Origin of the sequence: Plesiomonas sp. PI-19 (assembly GCF_021368255.1) — a bacterium.
Classification (GTDB): Bacteria; Pseudomonadota; Gammaproteobacteria; order Enterobacterales; family CAMTGL01; genus Plesiomonas; species Plesiomonas shigelloides.
In genome coordinates, this window is the sequence record NZ_JAJNMQ010000001.1 from 2,331,087 (window position 1) to 2,352,092 (window position 21,006).

General features: G+C 52.2%; 20 protein-coding genes. 9 read left to right on the plus strand and 11 right to left on the minus strand.

Going from position 1 to position 21,006, the window contains the following annotated elements; genetic code table 11:
* Positions 1–44 precede the first annotated feature (44 nt).
* From LQ901_RS10395 to zipA, 3 genes are all read right to left on the minus strand, one after another.
* A complete protein-coding gene (locus LQ901_RS10395) occupies positions 45–1,136 on the minus strand; it encodes a porin (RefSeq protein ID WP_010862328.1) in 1,092 nt (363 codons plus the stop codon).
* A 500-nt stretch (positions 1,137–1,636) separates the two neighbouring features.
* Positions 1,637–3,649 (minus strand): NAD-dependent DNA ligase LigA, encoded by a 2,013-nt coding sequence (gene ligA, locus LQ901_RS10400; RefSeq protein WP_152135490.1) that lies wholly within the window; start codon positions 3,647–3,649, stop codon positions 1,637–1,639.
* Between the two features lie 86 nt (positions 3,650–3,735).
* Positions 3,736–4,611, minus strand: coding sequence for a cell division protein ZipA (gene zipA, locus LQ901_RS10405; RefSeq protein WP_152135491.1), 876 nt, complete (start codon positions 4,609–4,611; stop codon positions 3,736–3,738).
* A 388-nt stretch (positions 4,612–4,999) separates the two neighbouring features.
* On the opposite strand from zipA, the gene cysZ reads away from it, so the two are divergent.
* Positions 5,000–5,758 (plus strand): sulfate transporter CysZ, encoded by a 759-nt coding sequence (gene cysZ, locus LQ901_RS10410; protein ID WP_010862331.1) that lies wholly within the window; start codon positions 5,000–5,002, stop codon positions 5,756–5,758.
* Between the two features lie 108 nt (positions 5,759–5,866).
* Here cysZ and LQ901_RS10415 read toward each other — a convergent pair whose 3' ends face one another.
* The gene (locus LQ901_RS10415; protein WP_152135492.1) at positions 5,867–6,988 is read right to left on the minus strand and encodes a beta-ketoacyl-ACP synthase III; all 1,122 of its coding nucleotides are present in this window, start codon (positions 6,986–6,988) and stop codon (positions 5,867–5,869) included.
* 387 nt (positions 6,989–7,375) lie between these two features.
* Between LQ901_RS10415 and cysK the strand changes: the two genes are divergently transcribed.
* From cysK to crr, 4 genes are all read left to right on the plus strand, one after another.
* Complete coding sequence (gene cysK, locus LQ901_RS10420) at positions 7,376–8,344, plus strand: cysteine synthase A (protein WP_233672250.1); 969 nt, start codon at positions 7,376–7,378, stop codon at positions 8,342–8,344.
* Positions 8,345–8,675: 331 nt separating this feature from the next.
* Entirely contained in the window at positions 8,676–8,933 is a 258-nt protein-coding gene (gene ptsH / locus LQ901_RS10425; RefSeq protein ID WP_010862334.1) for a phosphocarrier protein Hpr, read from the plus strand.
* A 57-nt stretch (positions 8,934–8,990) separates the two neighbouring features.
* Complete coding sequence (gene ptsI / locus LQ901_RS10430; protein ID WP_047708869.1) at positions 8,991–10,718, plus strand: phosphoenolpyruvate-protein phosphotransferase PtsI; 1,728 nt, start codon at positions 8,991–8,993, stop codon at positions 10,716–10,718.
* A gap of 72 nt (positions 10,719–10,790) precedes the next feature.
* A complete protein-coding gene (gene crr / locus LQ901_RS10435; protein ID WP_010862336.1) occupies positions 10,791–11,300 on the plus strand; it encodes a PTS glucose transporter subunit IIA in 510 nt (169 codons plus the stop codon).
* A 99-nt stretch (positions 11,301–11,399) separates the two neighbouring features.
* Here crr and LQ901_RS10440 read toward each other — a convergent pair whose 3' ends face one another.
* The 6 genes from LQ901_RS10440 to LQ901_RS10465 form a co-directional block, all read right to left on the minus strand.
* The gene (locus LQ901_RS10440; RefSeq protein ID WP_010862337.1) at positions 11,400–11,735 is read right to left on the minus strand and encodes a hypothetical protein; all 336 of its coding nucleotides are present in this window, start codon (positions 11,733–11,735) and stop codon (positions 11,400–11,402) included.
* Positions 11,736–11,939: 204 nt separating this feature from the next.
* Positions 11,940–12,848, minus strand: coding sequence for a Dyp-type peroxidase (locus LQ901_RS10445; RefSeq protein ID WP_233672251.1), 909 nt, complete (start codon positions 12,846–12,848; stop codon positions 11,940–11,942).
* Between the two features lie 49 nt (positions 12,849–12,897).
* The gene (locus LQ901_RS10450; protein WP_152135495.1) at positions 12,898–13,479 is read right to left on the minus strand and encodes a DUF1131 family protein; all 582 of its coding nucleotides are present in this window, start codon (positions 13,477–13,479) and stop codon (positions 12,898–12,900) included.
* Between the two features lie 129 nt (positions 13,480–13,608).
* Positions 13,609–14,097, minus strand: coding sequence for a DUF2919 domain-containing protein (locus tag LQ901_RS10455; protein WP_152135496.1), 489 nt, complete (start codon positions 14,095–14,097; stop codon positions 13,609–13,611).
* Positions 14,090–14,518 (minus strand): GNAT family acetyltransferase, encoded by a 429-nt coding sequence (locus LQ901_RS10460; protein ID WP_010862341.1) that lies wholly within the window; start codon positions 14,516–14,518, stop codon positions 14,090–14,092. Before LQ901_RS10460 ends, LQ901_RS10455 begins: the two co-directional genes overlap by 8 nt.
* A 572-nt stretch (positions 14,519–15,090) precedes the next feature.
* The gene (locus LQ901_RS10465; RefSeq protein ID WP_010862342.1) at positions 15,091–15,375 is read right to left on the minus strand and encodes a helix-turn-helix domain-containing protein; all 285 of its coding nucleotides are present in this window, start codon (positions 15,373–15,375) and stop codon (positions 15,091–15,093) included.
* A 309-nt stretch (positions 15,376–15,684) separates the two neighbouring features.
* On the opposite strand from LQ901_RS10465, the gene LQ901_RS10470 reads away from it, so the two are divergent.
* From LQ901_RS10470 to LQ901_RS10485, 4 genes are all read left to right on the plus strand, one after another.
* Positions 15,685–16,038: an ArsC family reductase gene (locus LQ901_RS10470; RefSeq protein ID WP_152135497.1), complete on the plus strand. Its 354-nt coding sequence runs from the start codon at positions 15,685–15,687 to the stop codon at positions 16,036–16,038.
* Positions 16,039–16,101: 63 nt separating this feature from the next.
* On the plus strand, positions 16,102–17,229 hold the full coding sequence (gene dapE, locus LQ901_RS10475; protein WP_152135498.1) for a succinyl-diaminopimelate desuccinylase: 1,128 nt from the start codon (positions 16,102–16,104) through the stop codon (positions 17,227–17,229).
* Positions 17,226–17,909: a M15 family metallopeptidase gene (locus tag LQ901_RS10480; protein WP_230405884.1), complete on the plus strand. Its 684-nt coding sequence runs from the start codon at positions 17,226–17,228 to the stop codon at positions 17,907–17,909. The genes dapE and LQ901_RS10480 overlap by 4 nt, the downstream gene beginning before the upstream one ends.
* Positions 17,910–17,981: 72 nt before the next feature.
* Entirely contained in the window at positions 17,982–18,350 is a 369-nt protein-coding gene (locus LQ901_RS10485; RefSeq protein ID WP_152135499.1) for a DUF2897 family protein, read from the plus strand.
* A 362-nt stretch (positions 18,351–18,712) separates the two neighbouring features.
* Here the strand turns inward: LQ901_RS10485 and LQ901_RS10490 are convergent, their stop codons facing one another.
* The gene (locus LQ901_RS10490; RefSeq protein WP_230405883.1) at positions 18,713–20,926 is read right to left on the minus strand and encodes a tRNA(Met) cytidine acetyltransferase TmcA; all 2,214 of its coding nucleotides are present in this window, start codon (positions 20,924–20,926) and stop codon (positions 18,713–18,715) included.
* Positions 20,927–21,006: the final 80 nt, after the last annotated feature.

Sequence of the window (21,006 nt, forward strand, 5' to 3'; positions counted from 1 at the left end):
CTTACGCTCGCCTTTTCCATTAGGTCTAACTCGGTAGGTGAATATTAGAAACCGTATTCCATACCAACCAAGTAGAACATGCCTTTTGAACCGCCATCAGCTTTGCCATCGTTGTAAACATCACGGTGGCCGATTCGTACATAAGGTACAAAATCATTAACTACAGCCATCAACTGACCAGATACCACTTCATCAGCTGTATTTTCAACCTTATTACCATTAAGCTCGTAATCAAAGTTCTTCGCATAACCCAGTTTAAAGCCTACTGGACCATTCCAGTACTGGCCGATGATAGACATAGAGTCTTGAGTCTTCTTATCACCGCCATTGTTAATTTTCTGCTCAGCAGACTTGAATGCGCCAGAGAAACCGAATCCAGCAGGTAAGCTAGCTTCAAAACCTACTAAGTAAGTAGAACGATCGGCCAGCACCGCATCAGCACCACTTACACGCTCCCAAGACACAGAGCCATCAGTATGGTGTACAAGCTTAATATCTGCAGCAGTAGCACCAGATACTTCATGGTTTGAGCCATTTTCATAGCCCGCATGCAACGTCAACGCATCGATAACTTTGTAGTGTGCACTTGCGCCGTACCAGTTATTGCCAGTAGAGCTAGTATTACCACGACCGGTTGCTACACTGAAAGAGAAACCACCCCATACTGGAGAATCGTAACGAATGGTATCGCCTTTACGATCATAGTTACCGGCAAAATCACCACCCCAGTCAAATACTTGACCTAAGCCAGGGTTAGAGTATGGCCAGTCAATCAGCTCATACAGAGGGGTCAGCATACGACCGAAACGGGCCGTACCCCATGAACCTTTAGCACCAATAAAAGTATCACGAGCACCTAACTTACCACTGCCACCATCATCACCTACATAGCCAGATTCGATCTGCGCAAAAACTTCGAAATCATCGAACATTTGCTTGCCTGCGCGGAAACCAACACGCGATTCGTTGTTGATGTCATAACCAGTACCGGTATCAGCGTAGTAGTTCAAGTCAACGGCGATAACACCATAAACTTCAACATTCATGCCGTTTTCGGTGCCAATTTTGTATGCATGAGCAGGAAGGGCGGCGAAAGAACCGATGATTGTTGCGGCAATCATACTTTTCTTAAACATGTGTGAAACTCCTATTTGTTGGACTTTTATCCATCTCTGTCATGCAGCCACTGCAGCCAGAGCTCTCCCAAAGAAAAAATTTTTCCGAAATCCCATACGGGTAAATGTGCAATGCCTTCATCTATCCGTATGGGAGGCAGTAGGTACATAACAAGAGTACTTTTGCAGCGCAAAACATCAACGGTTATTTGGGTGATTTTTATAAATTTATGACAGAGTGCAAAAATTTATTAGGGCATGCGGGGAACTATTTAAAATAGGCAGGTTCAAATGCGAAGCAGATCAATGAATTACAATTAAAACATTAAAAATCAATAAGTTATCAAATTACCCTATCCAATATAAAGCGTGCCGAGATCATAACTTGCGTTATTAGCACGCTTATTTATATGATTTACATCGCAGTTATTTGTTATAAAAATGCGTCTTTTATGATCTTGTTCCCAATATTAAACCCGCAGCCAATCACTGACTGCGGGACTTAATTTGCGGCAAAAACATTAATTCGCGAATTGGGATAAAAACTCATCTTCAGTGAGAATGGTGATCCCTAACGACTGTGCTTTGGTTAACTTTGAGCCCGCCGCCTCACCTGCAATCAGAAAATCGGTTTTCGCTGATACGCTACCAGTCACTTTACCGCCCATGGCTTGAATCCGACTTTTCGCCTCGTCACGGCTCATTTGTGTCAAGGTGCCGGTCAATACCACGGTTTTACCACTGAACAGTGACTCGCCGGCGACTTGCGGTTTAATGGCATCCGGCCAGTTCACACCTAAGGCCAACAAATCCTCAATCACGCTGTCATTATGTGGCTCACGCAGGAAATGATAGATATGCGTAGCCACCACCGTACCTACGTCAGGTACTGCTTGTAGCTGTTCAATATCGGCAGCGCGCAGAGCATCGAGCGTTGTAAAGTGATCGGCTAGGTTTGCGGCAGTCGCCTCGCCCACCTCACGGATACCCAGGGCATACAGAAAACGAGCGAACGTCGTCTGTTTGGCATGATTAATAGCGTTGAGTAGCTTTTGCGCCGACTTCGGCCCCATGCGCTCCAAGCGCGTCAGCTCGGCTAAAGATAGACGGAATAAATCAGCCGGCGTATGTACCAACTCACGTTCAACGAGCTGATCGACAATCTTCTCACCCATCCCTTCGATATCCAGCGCTCGGCGTGACGCAAAATGGCGCAGAGCCTCTTTGCGCTGCGCCGGACAAATCAGGCCGCCGCTGCAGCGAGCAACCGCCTCGCCTTCAATACGCTCGACAGCTGACTGGCACACAGGGCATTGAGATGGGAATGTCACTGCGTGCACCTGCTCTGGGCGCCGCTCCAGCACCACGCTAGCAATTTTAGGGATCACATCGCCGGCACGGCGGATCACCACATAATCGCCAATCATTAAGCCCAGACGAGTTATCTCATCGGCATTATGCAAGGTGGCATTACTGACCGTCACGCCGCCGACAAACACCGGATCAAGCTTAGCCACTGGCGTGATTGCGCCGGTACGCCCGACCTGAAACTCAACATCGCGCACCTGCGTGATCTCTTCTTGTGCGGGGAATTTGATGGCAACAGCCCAACGTGGCGCGCGAGCTACAAAGCCCAATTCATCTTGCAGCGCTAACGCATCGACCTTGATCACAACGCCATCAATATCAAAATTCAGCTGGTCGCGTTTGGCCTGAATCGCGTGGTAATAATCAATCACCGCTTCACCGCCGGTGACTTGACGCACTTCTTGGCTGACTGGGATCCCTAAAGCTTGTAGATATTGCAAACGTGCAACGTGGCTGTCCGGCAGCCTAGCGCCCTCAACAACACCCAAACCATAGGCATTGAAGGCTAATGGCCGTTGCGCGGTGATATTGCTGTCTAACTGACGCAGTGAGCCGGCAGCAGCATTACGTGGGTTAGCAAAGGTTTTGTCCCCGCGGCGCTGGGCCTGCTCGTTTAAGCGCTCAAATCCGTCACGGGTCATAAACACTTCGCCACGCACTTCTAGACGCGGTGGATAATCGCCACTTAAGCGTAAAGGCACATTGCGGATGGTGCGTACGTTGGCTGTGATATCTTCACCAGTAGTGCCATCGCCTCGGGTCGCGGCTTGAGTCAATACGCCATCAACATACAAAATACTGACCGCCAGCCCATCAAGCTTCGGCTCACAAGAATAGGTCAGCGCGGTGGCATCGCCTAAACGATCGGTAACCCGCTTTTGAAATGCCAAAAAGTCTTCGGCATTAAAGGCATTATCCAGCGACAACATCGGCACTTCATGCTGTACCTGTGCAAAACCGGTGAGCGCCTTGCCGCCGACCCGCTGTGTTGGCGAATCCGCAGTGATGAGCTCTGGGTGCGACTCTTCCAACGCGCGTAATTGCTGCATCAAGCGGTCATATTCCGCATCAGGGACTGACGGCTGATCCAGAACATAGTAAAGGTATTCGTGGTGACGCAGCTCTGCGCGCAATGCCAAAATCTGTTGTGCGATGGTCTTCGCCATATTCCTGCCCCGTAATGAGAAAAACCCCCGCAGTGCGGGGGTTTTATTCGTTTTAAACCCTGTCAGCCTGATGCATCACGATTTGGTTATGCACAGACCGCTTTAATGCGAACTTTGTATTCTTCGGTCTTTTGCGGTGTCCACATCCGGCGCTCATCATCCAGCACCAACCCGCCCACATCATCAGCAATACGCTGAGCGGCCTGCAGCATCAATTTAAAGTTCTGCCCTGCATCCCCATAAGAAGGGATCTGCATGAACATCGTGACGCCCGGTGTGGTGAAATGGTGCATCTGCGCCACATCAAATGTTCCCGGCTTAACCATGTTGGCCAAACTGAATAGCACTGGGCCATTGCCCATCGGATCCACATGACGGTGGAAAATAGACATTTCACCGTGATGGAAACCCAGTTGCAACAAGCTATTGAGCAGACGCTCACCATCGATCACCTGACCGTGATGCGCCGAAACGTTCAGTACCAGCACATCGCTGGTTGGCCGCTTTGGCTCCGGTTCTGGCGCTGGCTGCGCTGCAACAGTTTGTACCGGTTGTACCGGCGCTTCTTCAACGGGCGCAATCACCGGCTCCACACGCTCTTGTGGCGCACGTACCGTTACCGATGGCTCAGGGGTTGCGACACGCACCTCCGGCTCACGAGGACGCGCAGCTAACGGATCGTCTGCCTCGTCCATATACGCGGTCTCATCGACACTGGTGGCAGAGAACGTCGGCTCCTGAGATACCGCAGCACTCGGGGTGACCACGCGTACGGCACCGATGCCGTCATCGTCATATTCACTTTCCGCAGCCGGCGGAGGCGGTGTCTTTTTCAGCCGCTTAACCGGTTTACTCCCGAAGACTGTTGGTTTTTCCTTGCGGCTTGCCCACAATCCATGCAATAACAAGGCAGCGATCGCAATCGCTCCCACCACAATTAAAATCAGACGCAAATCCTGCATCGCTGGTATCTCTTCAGTCCGCTGTTCTGGCTATGCCACACACACTATGCATCATACATAGCTGTTACTGCTGCTAACTTTATGTGTTAGTGCAGCGCTCTTCAAGTACTGAGCAAGATTTCTGGACGGTTAATAAAATTTTATCGTCGTTTTTGTCTAATTAAGCACCATTTTGCCTGACGTATTTGCAACCGTCTCGTTACGCCTCGGCGTACTCACCCTTTCTGACCGCCAAGACAGTGTACCCAGCAACTGTATGCCCAATGCATCAATTCTGACAAGGCGTAGCGGATATTGAGAATCACTGTTCTAAAATCACTCATCTAGAATCACTGACGCACAGTCGCTATGATGCCGATATTCAGGTACAGAGCGGATATATTAATTTATGCACAAAGCGCTGACACAAAATGGGATGAGCTATTTTCTGCAAGGATGGCGGCTGGCTTTCTTACCCGGGATCCGGCGATATGTGATTTTGCCGCTTCTCGTCAACATCTTGCTGCTGGGCGGCTCGTTTTACGCCCTGATGTTACATCTGGGCAGTTGGATCGATCGCTTACTCAGCCACGTTCCAGAATGGTTGCAATGGCTGAACTATCTGCTGTGGCCATTGGCGGTGATCAGTATCTTGCTGCTGTTCGGTTATTTTTTCAGCACTATAGCCAATATCATTGCATCCCCATTCAATGGCCTGTTAGCAGAGCAATTGGAAGCCAGACTGACTGGCGAAGAGCCACCCGTTACCGGCGTGATGACACTGCTGCGCGACGTGCCTCGTATTTTACGGCGTGAAGTGCGCAAGCTGACCTATTACCTACCCAAAGTGCTGGCGCTACTGCTGTTGTACTTTATTCCCGTGATTGGGCAGACCTTGGCACCGGTGTTGTGGTTTTTACTGACTGCGTGGATGCTGGCCGTGCAATACGCGGACTATCCTTTTGATAACCACAAAGTGCCGTTTGCCACCATGCGCGATGCCCTCAAGCAGCGTCGCCTGACCAGCTTAGGCTTCGGCGCCTTAATCAGCGCATGCACCATGATCCCACTGCTCAATCTGGTGATCATGCCGGTTGCCGTTTGCGGCGCGACTGCCATGTGGGTGGATTGCTACCGGCCACAGCTCAAAGGTAAGTTTGCCGAATAACTGCGCGTAAGCAACGCCCTAATGGCAAACCGCAAACGCAAAAAGAAAAAGCCCCAAAAGGGGCTTTTTCTTTTGTTGATGCCGTTGTTCTCTAGCCTAGATGCCGAATTATAAGCGGCGCAGCAACAGAGAGCCGGCAGAATAACCGGCGCCAAAAGAACATAAGATCCCAAGCTCTCCGGACTTAAAATCGGCGTGATAACGATGAAACGCAATCACAGATCCGGCCGAACTGGTATTGGCAAATTCGTTCAGGATCAGTGGCGCCTCTTCTGGGGTTGGCTCACGACCCAAAATCTTGCGGGCAATAAACCCATTCATATTGCTGTTGGCTTGATGCAGCCACAAGCGCTTGAGATTTTCAGCGCGAAGACCTGCGCGGCTGAGTTGATTTTCCAGCAGCGTACACACCAGCGGCAGAACTTCTTTGAAGACTTTGCGCCCTTCCTGCACAAACAATTTATCCCTATCAAACTGGGTTTGTGGATGGGTTCGGTTCAAGAAACCAAAGTTATTGCGAATATTGTTGGAAAATTGCGTTTGCAGCACTCGGTCTACGATCACAAACGCTTGTGCGTTATTACTGAGCTCTCGCCGCTCGAGCACTACCGCGGTACAAGCATCCCCAAAGATAAAATGTGAATCCCGATCACAGAAATTAACGTGGCCACTGCAAATTTCAGGATTAATCACCAATGCCCGCGTAGCCATACCGGACAAAATCGCATCCATCGCCTGGCTGATACCAAAAGTTGCCGATGAGCAAGCCACATTCATATCAAAGGCGTAGCCGCGGGTGCCCAGTAGCTGTTGCACTTCAATGGCAATCGCCGGATAAGCGCGCTGTAGGTTGGACGCGGCAACAATCAACAAATCGATATCGTCTGCCTTCAAGGAGGCCTGACGTAGCGCTTCTTGCGCGGCCACGGCCGCCATCTGCGCCATCCAACAAGGTTGATCGTTACTTGGTTCGGCCAACAGCGGTTGCATGATCTCAGGATCCAAAATACCCTGCCGCGTCATCACATAGCGTTGCTGGATCCCGGAGGCTTTCTCGATAAACTCCGCGCTCGAAGGTTGCAATGGCTGTATTTGTCCAGCCTGAATTGCTCCGTAGTTTTCCTGATTATAGCGCTCAACATAGCGATTAAACGCGTCCACCAATTCGTCATTACTGATGCGATGTGGTGGGGTGTACAGACCTGAGCCGCTGATCACAACTTCCTGCATAACCGGTTCCTCTCGGAGCACATCCTGTTCGACATAGGGCTACCCCGCAGGCGTCAAGCAGCTCTCATGGCCTACCGTTACGCGCTGCAAAGCATAAAACGTGATCTTAAGATTACGTGTAGGTTAATAAATGTCGAGCAACCACATGCAAGATTGCGGGGCTGGGCACGGGGAAACCCACTAATTGCAGAAATCACATAAGGATATGACGATTCTTTTCTTTTCATCGTGGCCGGTCAGCGTATGCTGATTCTCAACAGTACTGCATAGCTTCTCTGATCAGTCTGCCAAGGCAGGTTACTCGCGGTTCAGTGCTGGGTTTTGGGGATGAAACTGTTTATAACAAGATAACTGACATACTGAAAACGTTAGCGGAAGGAACAGATTATGAGCAAAATTTTTGCCGACAATTCACAAACCATTGGTCATACCCCGCTGGTACGCCTGAACCGCGTCGGCCCGAGCAATGTGCTGGTCAAAGTGGAATCCCGTAACCCTAGCTTCAGCGTGAAATGCCGGATTGGTGCCAACATGATCTGGGATGCCGAAAAACGCGGCATTCTAACCAAAGACAAAGAGCTGATTGAGCCCACCAGTGGCAATACTGGGATTGCTCTGGCTTATGTCGCCGCTGCACGTGGTTACCGTTTGACCCTGACCATGCCAGAAACCATGAGTCTGGAGCGTCGCAAACTGCTCAAAGCGCTGGGGGCGAACCTGATCCTGACCGAAGGCGCCAAAGGCATGAAAGGGGCGATCACCAAAGCCGAAGAGATTGTGGCGGCCGAGCCAGATCGCTACATTCTGCTGCAACAATTTAATAACCCAGCCAACCCAGAAATTCATGAAAAAACCACCGGCCCAGAAATCTGGGAAGATACCGATGGTCAAGTGGATGTGTTTGTGGCCGGCGTTGGCACCGGTGGTACCCTGACTGGGGTTAGCCGTTATCTGAAAAACACCCGCGGCAAAGCGGTGATTTCTGTGGCGGTCGAGCCAAAAGACTCACCGGTGATCAGCCAAGCGTTGGCAGGGGAAGAGATCAAACCGGGCCCGCATAAAATTCAAGGCATTGGCGCCGGCTTTATCCCGAAAAACCTGGATTTGAGCCTGATTGACCGCGTGGAGCAAATCACCAACGAAGAAGCTATCTCCACTGCACGTCGTCTGATGGAAGAAGAAGGCATTTTGGCGGGGATCTCATCCGGTGCCGCCGTGGCCGCCGCCAACAAGCTGGCCGCCCTGCCAGAGTTTGCCGATAAAACCATCGTGGTGATCCTGCCATCGTCTGGTGAGCGCTATCTGAGTACCGCACTCTTTGCCGACATGTTCACTGAAAAAGAAATGCAACAGTAATGCCATTTTACTGAAATGAACAAAAAGGCATCATTTTTGATGCCTTTTTGTGCGCGAGTGCTAACTTCTACCTCTCCCGTTATTGATTTATTGTGCCCTCTCTTGTATTAAACCAATCAATTTTTTTAGTGCGTAAAATTATTCTCCTGACTACAACGTTCCTGTGCAGCATGGATAATCTTATACAATGCTGATTGATGTAGAATGTGAGTGGTTAACAGGGATCAATTTACGTTTCTGTTTCATCGACTATCATTTAATAACAAGACAGGTTGACGTTAGTTGGCGTCGCTAATTAACGGATAATCTTCACTCATTGGGATGACATATTATGTTTGAGAAACAAGTTACTATCACTGCTCCAAATGGTCTGCACACTCGTCCAGCCGCTCAGTTTGTGAAAGAAGCGAAAGAGTTCACCTCTGACATTACTGTCAGCTCCAACGGCAAAAGCGCCAGCGCTAAGAGCCTGTTCAAGCTGCAAACTCTGGGCCTGACTCAGGGCACCGTAGTGACCATCGCAGCAGAAGGTGCGGATGAGAAGAATGCGGTTGAGCACCTGGTTAAGCTGATGGCTGAACTCGAGTAATCTCGGCTGTACTCTTAAGAACGCGTCACTGACACAGATTTTTAGATAGGTAGGGCTATGATTTCAGGCATCTTGGCATCACCGGGTATCGCTTTTGGTAAGGCATTACTGCTGAAAGAAGACGAGATTGTTATCAACCGCGCAACACTGGCCGACTCTGAGTTGGACAACGAAGTTGCCCGTTTCTTAACCGGTCGGACGAAAGCATCTGCCCAATTGGAAGCGATCAAACAAAAAGCAGCCGTGACTCTGGGCGAAGAAAAGGAAGCCATCTTCGAAGGTCACATCATGCTGCTGGAAGATGAAGAGCTAGAGCAGGAAATCATAGCCTACATTAAGGACAACAAAGCTTCTGCAGAAGCGGCGATTTATGCCATTATCGAAGGTCAGGCTCAGGCTCTGGAAGAGCTGGATGATGAGTACCTGAAAGAGCGTGCGGCTGACGTACGTGACATCGGTAAGCGTTTGCTGAAAAACGTGCTCGGTATGGACATCGTCGATTTGGGTGCTATCAGTGAAGAAGTGATTCTGGTTGCTAACGACCTGACCCCTTCTGAAACTGCGCAGCTGAATCTGGACAAAGTTTTAGGTTTCGTCACCGATATCGGTGGCCGGACATCCCACACCTCTATCATGGCGCGCTCTTTAGAGCTGCCAGCGATCGTGGGTACCAACAATGTAACTCAGCAGGTTAAATCCGGTGACTATCTGGTACTGGATGCGCTGAACAACGCTATCTACATCAACCCGACTGCGGCGCAAATCGAACAGCTGAAAGAGACGCAAATTCGTTACGCCAATGAGAAAGCCGAGCTGGCTAAGCTCAAAGATCTGCCAGCCATGACGCTGGACGGTCATCAGGTTGAAGTGTGCGGTAACATCGGTACCGTACGTGATGTTGATGGTGTTGAGCGTAACGGCGGTGAAGGCGTTGGTCTGTACCGTACCGAATTCCTGTTTATGGATCGCGATGCGCTGCCAACCGAAGAAGAGCAGTTTGCCGCCTACAAAGCGGTTGCCGAAGCAATGGGCAGCCAAGCGGTTATCATCCGTACCATGGACATCGGTGGTGATAAGGACTTGCCTTATCTGAACCTGCCAAAAGAAATGAACCCATTCTTAGGCTGGCGTGCAATTCGTATCTGCTTGGATCGTAGAGAAATCCTGCGTACTCAGCTGCGTGCCATCCTGCGTGCTTCCGCCTTTGGTAAGCTGCGCATCATGTTCCCAATGGTGATTTCAGTGGAAGAAGTTCGCACCCTGCGTGCCGAACTGGATGCCCTGAAACTGGAGCTGACCGCAGAAGGCCATGCGTTTGACGAGAGCATCGAAGTCGGTGTGATGGTTGAAACCCCGGCTGCAGCGGCGATCGCACACCATCTGGCGAAAGAAGTCGATTTCTTCAGTATCGGCACCAACGATTTGACCCAGTACACACTGGCCGTAGATCGGGGTAATGAGCTGATCTCTCACCTCTACAATCCGATGACACCAGCGGTTCTGACCCTGATCAAGCAGGTTATTGATGCCTCGCACAAAGAAGGGAAGTGGACCGGTATGTGTGGCGAGCTGGCCGGCGATGAGCGCGCGGCAGTGCTGCTGCTCGGTATGGGGCTTGATGAGTTCAGCATGAGTGCCATTTCCATTCCGCGCATCAAAAAAGTGATCCGTAACGTGAACTTTGAAGATGCTAAAGCGCTGGCAGAACATGCTTTGGCGCAGCCTACGGCAGCGGATATTATGGAGCTGATTAACAAGTTTCTGGAAGAAAAAGCACTTTGCTGATTGTGCTGAACGTGCAAGTACACTAAGTTAGCACTATCAAGCCGAATAATTACCGATAATTAGGAGAATACTATGGGTCTGTTCGATAAGTTGAAGAAACTGGTTTCCGATGATACCAGCGATGCCGGCAGCATTGAGATTTTTGCGCCGTTGTCAGGTGAAATCGTAAACATCGAAGATGTGCCTGATGTGGTATTTGCTGAGAAAATCGTAGGTGATGGTATTGCCATCAAGCCGGCCGGTAACAAGATGGTTGCACCGGTTGACGGTACTATTGGTAAGATCTTCGAAACCAACCATGCGTTCTCTATCGAATCTGACAGCGGTATTGAGCTGTTCGTACACTTCGGTATTGACACCGTTGAGCTGAAAGGCGAAGGCTTCAAGCGTATCGCTGAAGAAGGCCAGCGCGTGAAGATGGGCGATCCAGTGATTGAATTTGATCTGGCCGTTCTGGAAGCGAAAGCAAAATCTACCCTGACTCCAGTGGTTATCTCCAATATGGATGAAATCAAGGAGATGGTTAAGCTGTCTGGTAACGTAACCGTAGGTGAAACTCCGGTTCTGCGCATTAAAAAGTAATGCGGCCTAACAGCTAAAACAGAAAAGCCATCCCACGGGATGGCTTTTTTTATGGCTGATTTTCATCACGCGACAGCAGAGCCAGAAGCGAACACCGCCTTACAGCAGGTTACCTTCCATCTCCAAAATGGCAGGTGAAAATGCTGCCGTTGGATGTTGCAGGGCAAACAGCAACTTCTGTCCGTTATAAAAGCTCAGCGTATCAGCACGATCGGCTGCCACTTCCAGCCGGTTGACCTGACGCCAGTCAATATCCAGCTGACTGCCGCTATCTCCCACCAGCAGGCGATCGCCTTGCGCGCTGGCAGCCAATTGGCAATGGCCTTGCAGGCGGACCCGCACACCATCCATCATGGCCGAAACGGCCAGCGGGCCGGATTGCATTAGCAGCTCAAACAGTTGACGTTGTTTACCGGATTTCAGTTTGGTCACCATATCCCTAGCTCATTGTTATCTTCGGGTTTCAGAGGGTATCTCGCGCACTTTCAGTCTGTTTTGTCTGAGAGCTAAACATGACGGGTCGGCAACAAAAAGGCTGCCGACATAAAAAATGCGCGATAACGCGCATTATTCTACCGAAGAGCGGGCTAAAAGTGGAAGAAAACGAAATTCGTTTTCAAAACTCAGCACTGAATCGCTTCACAGTTGCTCAAGACGAGTACGTGACGGAGCAAAATAGTAGCCACCGGTCACAGCACGGGTGTACTTCAGCAGACGATCATACTGGCCATCTTCCATGCAACCAAACATGCTCAGCAATTGCTGCTCAATGTTGCGCAGGGAATGGCAGTAAGCGCAGAAGTACAGACCATGTTCATCACTGACTTTGCCATAAGGCAGGCTGTGACGCAGGATTTTCAGCCCCTTGCCCTCTTCTTTCAGATCGACGCGGCTAACGTGTGAGTTGGCAAAGCGTTGCTCTGGCTCTAACTCTTCACTGTCAACCTTAGTACGGCCAATGGTCTTTTCCTGATCTTCTTCGCTTTGTGCATGCCATTTTGGCAAGTTATGCGCGTAGCGCTGCACCAGAATATAGCTGCCGCCCTGATCCGGACCTTCTTCAATCACGCCCACTTGCTGACGAGCCTCATCCCCGTGCGGGTTTTCAGTGCCATCAATAAAGCCGGTCATGTCACGGGCATCTAGGTAACGGAAACCGTGCTGCTCATCCGTAACGGTGACACAATCGCCTAAGGCATTGAGAACCGATTGTGCGAGCGCATAGTTCAGGTCGTGACGCTGAGAGTGAATGTGGATAAACAGATCTTCTTGCGTAGACGGCGCCACATACGGCGCTTCGCCCAGCTCAACAAAAGACTTCAGCTCTGGCGCTTCTTCATCCCCTGCCAGTGTGCGCCACAGCGCTTCACCAAAAGCCCAGGTTCCAGACAGCTCAGCTTGTGGATCGCTCTCCGCATACTGCTGCACCATCGCCGGGAACTGCTTGGCAATATCGCGCACCCGGGAAACACCCTGTTCAACATGTAAGACAAGGAACATGGCAAAGCGACTACCCTCCGGTACAATTCCGCTTTGTGCAATGGTCATACTGTTCTCCTGTTTTATTCTGCTTGTCATGCTTGGTATCAGTTAACAATTACGGTGCCGGAGCGGCCTGCCAGATAATCCGTTTTATCTGCCAGTCACGCAATGTTGCATCCGGTGGAAGCAAGGTTTGCGGGCCATCCCATTCACCACTGAAAACGTAACGAATGCGCTGATCTTGTGGCGCTTGGCAAATCACCGCCGAGTCCACCTCGGTCTGCCCGATTTTGCAATTGGCACCGAGCGCTTTAGGGTAGATATCGCTGAACCGGCTACCGACATGAGTTCCCCATTCGGTTTTAATCTCAGGACTATCGATATCCACTGACGATATCTGACCGTCGGCTTTGCCGTTCACGGTCATCACGCGGGCGTCATTTTGTCGCACTTCAGCATACGGCAGCACATCGACCCCACTGGATTGCATGCCGGTGCGGATCTGAAATCCATCGCCTAATTGGCGGCTGATGGCATCGTGGGTGACGGGGGTATCCGCATCCAAGCCCAGCACGCTGTCGCCGGTCACGGTATCGCTACTGCCAAACCAGCTCGTTGGCATCCAATTGCTGACGCCGAGGCTGCTACAGCCAGACAGCAGCAGAGGGAAAACTATCATCCATACGGGACGCTTCATTCGGTACTCCCTGGTAGTGGCCAGCACTGCCAGTATGGCAATGTGGCGCTAACGGATACGCAGTAAGGCTATCTTACCAGACAATTATCCTTTTGCGGTTGTCGGCAATATAGGCAGCCATGGCACAGGCTAGTTTGATGCTGAAGAGGAAGAGGTATGCGCCGGAAGGATGAAACAGCAGGCTAAACGGCGGCTACGCAGCACATACAGCAGCGCCCATAGCGTCAGCACCGAGAAGGTCGCCGCCGTTAGCGAAAAATCAGCCGGCGCCAAAAGTAGCGTTTTAAGCGATAACAGCAGATCGCCCACCAGCATCACTGGCAACAAACGTCGGCTGCTGCGCCACAAACGAGGCCAATGCTGACGACGCCCGGCCAGCAAAAAGAGCGCCACCGCCGGTAGGCCAATCATCATGCCGAGCCAAAAATCATCGGTTTGCGGATAAAACAATCGCAACAGGCGATCGCCGGTATCGCGCGACGCGCCGGCAATCAAAAACAGCGCCCAGGTTTTGGCTTGCAGCACCAAAATCGTCCAATACCAGAGCGGTAAACGTAGCCAGCCATGCTGGTCATAATCATCCGGCGCGTACAGGCACGGGTCGGCGGTTTTACTCATCCACGCTATCTTCTATCAAGCGCTTGCCTAAGCAGATGGTGTCTTGAATATCGTAGCCGAGCTTTTCATACATGCTGATCACGGCCTGATTTTCTTCACGCACCAGCAGATGGATTTTCGGGCAGCCGCGTGCAATCAGCTTTTTCTCCACCCGATTCACCAGCGCATTAGCAATTCCGCGCCCGCGGTAGTCCGGATGCACCGCCAGATAGTTCACCCAGCCACGATGGCCATCATAACCGCCCATAATGGTGCCAATCACTTCGCCAGCTACTTCGGCCACCAAAAACAGATCAGCACCCGCATGCACTTTGCGTTCAATATCGAGCTCAGGATCGTTCCATGGCCGAACCACATCGCACCGATCCCACAAGGTTAAAACCTCTTCAAAATCACTCTGTCTGAAAACGCGAATTTCCATAACCTTATCCGAACACTCGTTAAGCTGTTTGATTATTATACAATTATCAGCATGACCGAAATGCCATGCAATTCTTATTAGCCGAAAGGGCGTAACTTAGCATAACCACTGAGATCTGCCTCGGTCTGGAGTGCAAAAAAACTTAAAAAAGCCGGCGAACAGCGCGCTCCATCGCACAAAGCGCCTCTCCGGCCGCTAATGTGCCCTGCCACACCTTGCCGCACGCCAAACGTAACATGCCAAAAGATACCCTCGTAGACGTGTTAACGCCCCCAAAAATAGAGGATAAAAATCACGGTAAAGAGGTTAATAGCGAAAAGACGGAAAAACAAAGAGGAGACCACAAGGGATAAAACAAAGAACAAGAAGAGAGAAGAAGAGAAAACAAAAAAGACAAAACAGCAGTAACCACAAAATCATACCGAAGGAATACCCACGAACGGCTCACCACTACACACAGATAAACGATCGGCGGCGATATTTCCCTTCGGCGGTAGCCGGTTTCCCGCTTGCCGCCGAAGCTGCGCGCTTCACCACGCACGTACGCTGTGTATCAGCCACACCTTAGGCAATCAAGATTTATCCAGCGCGGCGCAAATCAGCGGCAAGTGCTCTGTGATCCACGGTTGTTGTAGCGGGCCCCAATCCGAGAGCTGATAATAGCCATCATTATTGCGCACACCGTCCTGCACAAAGCGAACGTCGACACCCAGACCCGGTAACGCCTTCATGACATCCTGCAAGGTGCGTCGTGGCCAGCCGGTTATCTCCATTAAACAGGGAATATTAGGCCGTTCGGTCACCGCTAACAGATGACATAAATATAAACGACGGGCAAACACAGGGTTTAACGTCATAATGCACTCCCTAGCAAAATTTATATGCTCTATTATTCCACTGCCGTCGCCCCCCTGCGCGGCGAAAATGAATAACTGTGAGCGGCAGGACATTTTGTCTTTGCTTTACCGGCGCTGCTTCACACGGTATAAACGCTGAACCAAAGAAATCCCCATAAAAATAATCACCTAAACGGTAAACCTTCTCCGTCTTTGCCCCCAAACGGCTGTGGCAAAAAGAGGCTTCACCACTAGCCCGTATTGTAACGGGTGACCGACTTTACTGACTAACTTTACTGACTAACTTTACTGACTAAAAGAGAGCACGCTATGACCACCATCTTCGGGATCAAAAACTGCGACACCATCAAAAAAGCCCGCCGCTGGCTGGAGCAAAACAACATCCCTTATCAATTTCATGACTACCGCGCCGATGGCGTTGATGCTGCACTACTCGCACCAGCTATCGCGCAGCTCGGTTGGCAGCCTCTGCTCAATACCCGTGGCACTACGTGGCGAGCTTTACCTGAAGAGGCCAAGCAGGTCACCACCGAAGAGCAAGCCATCGCTTTGATGGTGGTGCATCCTGCACTCATCAAACGCCCGTTATTGGCGCACAATGGCCAGTACTGGCTCGGTTTCAAAGAAGCCGACTATCAGCAGGTGTTTTACCCAGCCAATTAATGGCATAGTGAATGGCATCGTCATACCGCTAACCACCCACGTTTACAGGGAGTGCATCACGTAATGAGTAGTGTTGTTGAGTTAAGCTGCGCACTGATCCGCAGCCCGTCGGTCAGCCCGCAGGATGCCGGTTGCCAGACGCTGTTGGCTGAGCGCTTGGCCGCGGCGGGCTTTACGCTGGAGTGGTTACTCTTTGGCGATACCCTGAATTTATGGGCGCGCCGCGGCACGGCCAGCCCGTGCTTTGCCTTTGCCGGCCATACCGATGTGGTCCCCGCAGGGGATACTAATTTGTGGCAGTCAGACCCTTTTACGCCGCAGATCCGCGATGGCATGTTATACGGGCGCGGCGCCGCCGACATGAAAGGCTCACTGGCCGCGATGGTGGTGGCTGCCGAGCGCTTTGTCGCCGCCCATCCCCAACACAGCGGTTCACTGGCGTTCTTGCTAACCTCAGATGAAGAAGCCAGCGCCATCAACGGCACGGTGAAGGTGGTGGAAACCCTGCAACAGCGCCACGAGATGATTGATTATTGTCTGGTGGGGGAGCCATCTAGCACCGAGCGGGTCGGCGATGTAGTTAAAAATGGCCGCCGCGGCTCGATGACCGCTAACTTGTACATTCAGGGCATTCAAGGCCATGTGGCCTACCCGCATCTGGCGGATAACCCAGTGCACAAGGCGTTACCATTCTTGCAAGCGCTGACCGCTATCGAGTGGGATCAGGGCAATGCCTTTTTCCCGCCCACCAGCTTGCAAATCGCCAATATTCAGGCAGGAACCGGCAGTAATAACGTGATCCCTGGCGAGCTGTACGTGCAATTTAACCTGCGCTTTAGCACTGAGGTTACCGATAGCCAAATTCAGCAGCGGGTAGCCGCATTACTGGCCAAGTATGATTTACCACACCGAATTGAATGGGTGATCTCCGGTCAGCCCTTTTTAACGCCAACAGGCCCTCTGGTGGATGCGGTGTCTGCCGCCATTGCCGAACACACCGGCCAAACCACCCAATTACTGACCACCGGCGGTACCTCCGATGGACGCTTTATCGCCCGTATGGGCACCCAAGTGGTCGAGCTGGGGCCAGTCAATGCCACCATTCACAAAGTCAATGAATGTGTCAGCGTGGACGATCTGGAGCAACTGACGCTGATTTATCAGCGGATTTTGGAGAAAATATTACCATGATGAACTCACTGCCGGCTGCCTGCCTGACCGGAAAAGACCGCGCTCATTTGTCGGCCTTCAATGAACGGCATGCTTTGCACCACGCGGCACTACCGGCGTTTTTGGCTCTCCAACAGGCAGCGGCCCGCAGTGGTTTTAATCTGCAACCGGCCAGCAGTTTTCGCGATTTCTCGCGTCAGCAACTGATCTGGAACAGCAAATACCACGGCCAGCGACGCGTACATGACGATGCGGGCAACAGCGTCGATGTGCTGCAGCTTGCGCCGTTGGAGCGCTGTCGTAAGATTTTGCGTTGGTCAGCTTTGCCGGGAGCCAGTCGCCATCACTGGGGCACCGAGATTGATGTGTACGATCCTGATGCGCTGCCCGCAGGCACGGCACTCCAACTCGAGCCGTGGGAATATCAGCCGGGCGGCTATTTCAGTGAGTTGTCTGCGTGGCTGGATGAGCATTTAGCTCACTATGATTTTTGTCGGCCATTTTTGCATGATCACGGCGGTGTCGCGGCGGAGCCATGGCATATCAGCTATCATCCAGTGGCCGAAACACTGGCCGAACAGCTAACGCCAGCGCTGTTATTAGAGGCTTGGGAGCACGAAGAGATCGCCGGTAGCGATACGTTGCAAGCGCATCTGCCTGCGTTATTTCGTCGCTATGTACAAAATCTGCCCGGCATGTAACGGCAAAACCGGCTAGCGCTGTTCCGTCATCAACGAGTCAGGATAGCCTGCCGAGTCCGCAAGGAGCGCCGCATGGATCTATTGGACAAAGGCTGGTTCATTATCTTTTTAGTGATTGCCTTTATTGGTGGCAATCTGGCGGCGCTGCGCGTCACCGCCAATATGAAATTTCCGCGCGGCAGAGCGCCGACCCAGCGAGATGCAGACGCGCCTGTAGATCCCCATACGGACGACAGCGCCGATGCCAGTGATGGCAATACGCCTGATGTGCCCCCTGATACGCCCCCTGATGCATCCAAAGCAGCGCCGTCAGCACCACCATCCTCCACGGCAGCAAATGTGCCACAACCGACGCTGAGCACAGAACAAAATGTAACCGCAACGCAACGGGAAAAGGCAGTCAGGAAACAAGATCACAATCATAACAATGACTTGGTATAAGTTCGGGAATACATCACGTTTCTGTCGCGTATGCCCTTCCCCCGCCGGAGAAAACGGCTATTCTTGCAACAATTATTACAACGGATGAGGATCTGCATGACATACCAAGATGAGTATGAAAAAGCGCTCGCCGAATATTCGGAACATCAGGCCGCATGGCCTGTGACGTCTGAAAATGATACACCCGTAGCCGACTGCGAATTTACCTCCGATTCTGGGGCGTAAACCGCAGAGACTCACTTTCCAGCGCACTGCCTCTCCTCCCTAATCTTCTGCAGTGCGCTGACTTTTCTTTTGTCTTTTTTGTCCTTTTGCTTTGTTGCCCTTTCGCTTACATCCTATTAATTACAGTCATTATCTGTTTATCCCAGCGGCGAAATACCGCGCGATTGCAAGTAAGCCGCCACTTCCTGCCGACATGCCTGTAACCACGCCTTTTGGCCGTGTAAGCCACATTCCTGCACAATATGCGCCACACTTTGACGTTGTAACATCCGCCGACTCAGCAGTGGCAACTGTTCAGGTAAAGCCAGACGCAATAAACGCTGTAAAGCCGCCCAACTGGCTTCTATCGGACGATGCGCATAAGCAAAGCCCTGCAGCTCGCGCCAATCGGCGCTATCCAGCGACCGATCCACTGATGCGACTCTGTGCGAATGAGTTTCTTGCGAGTGAGAAACCCCATCCAGTGCATACTCTGCCGGCCAATCCATCCAATCGGCCGTCACTTGGTGCGGCCAGCGCCGCGCGAAATCAGCTTGCGCCTGCACTAACAGCAGCTGTCCAGCGCTGGAACAAGGTCGGATCGCCATCGCGGCATAGCAGCCACTGCTCGCCTCTTTTTGCGTGCCGATACGCACCAGATGAAAACCACAGCGCTGCCAAAATGCCCATAACGCCGGTGTAAAACCAAAGCTCACCGACACAAAATCCTGTTGCTGCTGCACGGCTGCCGCCCAGACGGTTTCCAGCAATGACGATGCCAGCCCCAAACGCCGCCAATCCGGTAACACCGCAATCCGACTCACGCGCAGCGAGCGCAGCTGACAGGCGTGCGCGACCCCAGCATGCGCCGCTAAAGACTGCACCAACAAATTACCGCGCGGACGTCGCTCACCACGCCAGATGGCTTGCGCCAGCTCGGCGCTCAATCCGCCCTCTGGCACTAACCAAGCGGCAGCCGGAACCTGTTGTTCTGGCGTTTGCGCTAGCCAGAATTGTTGCTGTGGCGCATCCAGCAAACGGCGTAAATCCAATGGACTGGTGCGGTAATGCGCGCCGGTCAGCAAGCCATAAAATCGCTGCAACAACGCAGGCTCAGCGGCTAATTGCGCCGCTTGGTAGGGCTGTACCGAGATTTCAGATACGGGCGGTGAAGCTGGCGCGCAATCTGCGAATAAAGAATGTACGGAAGCCGGAGCCAATTGCTGCTCGGCATCGAGCAATAATAAATCGGCAATGGTGGCTTCTAAGGGATCGCCTACGGCCCAACGCACCGGCGCGGACAAACTTAACGCATGCCACGGCGCCCCTGACGCTTGCAGCTCGGCGCAAAATTTAAGTAAAAAACCGCGTCCGGTACCTTCATACCCTTGCACAGTGGTCAGCAACAAACAGCGGCGAAAATAGGGTAGCAAGGCGCGCAGCTGTGGTGCGGGCAAGGCGGCCGCTTCATCCACAATCAGCCAATCAGCCAGCGGAGCGCCGGTTGACGCGGCCTGCTGGCAACGCGCCAACAATGCATCCGGTGCGATAAATTCGGTTTGCTCGCCACTGCGCTGCAGTAGCTGATCGCAAGCGGTGCGTTTCGGCGCCGTCACCCACAACGTCGCATTCGGGTGCTCTGCCCCCCAACGCGACGCCAGCATCCCCGCCAAGGTGGACTTTCCCCGTCCGCGATCGGCCGTCAGGCAATAAATGCCCGGCTCGCCGTGCAGCAATTGCTGCAATAAACGCTGCTGATCGGCTGTCGGTTGCCCATTGGGCGCAGACCACGGCGTGCTGACCGCCACGTGGTATTTCAAGAAAGGAAGCTGCGAGCTCGCTTCGAACACTGGCGCAGACTCCCCCGACGAGCCCTCACTCCACAACAGCGCCGGTGATTGCCGCAAGGTTTGCTGACAATGCCGCACAAAATTGGGCGTTGCAATGGCGCGGGGTTGCTCAGACCAACGTACGCTGTCGCAATCGGGGGTCATTGGCCATTGCAGCCAGTCGGGTACCAAAAGCAGTAACCAGCTGCCCGCCGCTAAGGCGCCAGCCACAATGGCGAGCGCCTCGGCATCCAATCCTTGCCGCGCATCAAACAGAGCGTGGGTAAACTCCCGACCAAGCAAGGTGCGCGCGGCGCGAAATGAGATAGCGGGCGTCGCCATGCCAAACGGCAATACACTATCCGCACTCGGCATATTGGGAGTAGGGAGCTCGGGCACCAACTGCAACCAGTCACCGGGCAGCGCATGTAAAAAACGCTGCGCCTGCGCGGCGGTCCATGCTGCACTGCCGCTCAGGCAGCACAGCTGACGATGTCCGCATTGGCGTAACTCGTCGGTCATCTGTTGCAGTTGAATATCCACGCCGAACCTTTGTTTTGCTGCTATCACACGATAGCGGCATGCTAACAGATCAGCGGCCAAATGGCAGGTTGTCGCCCCTA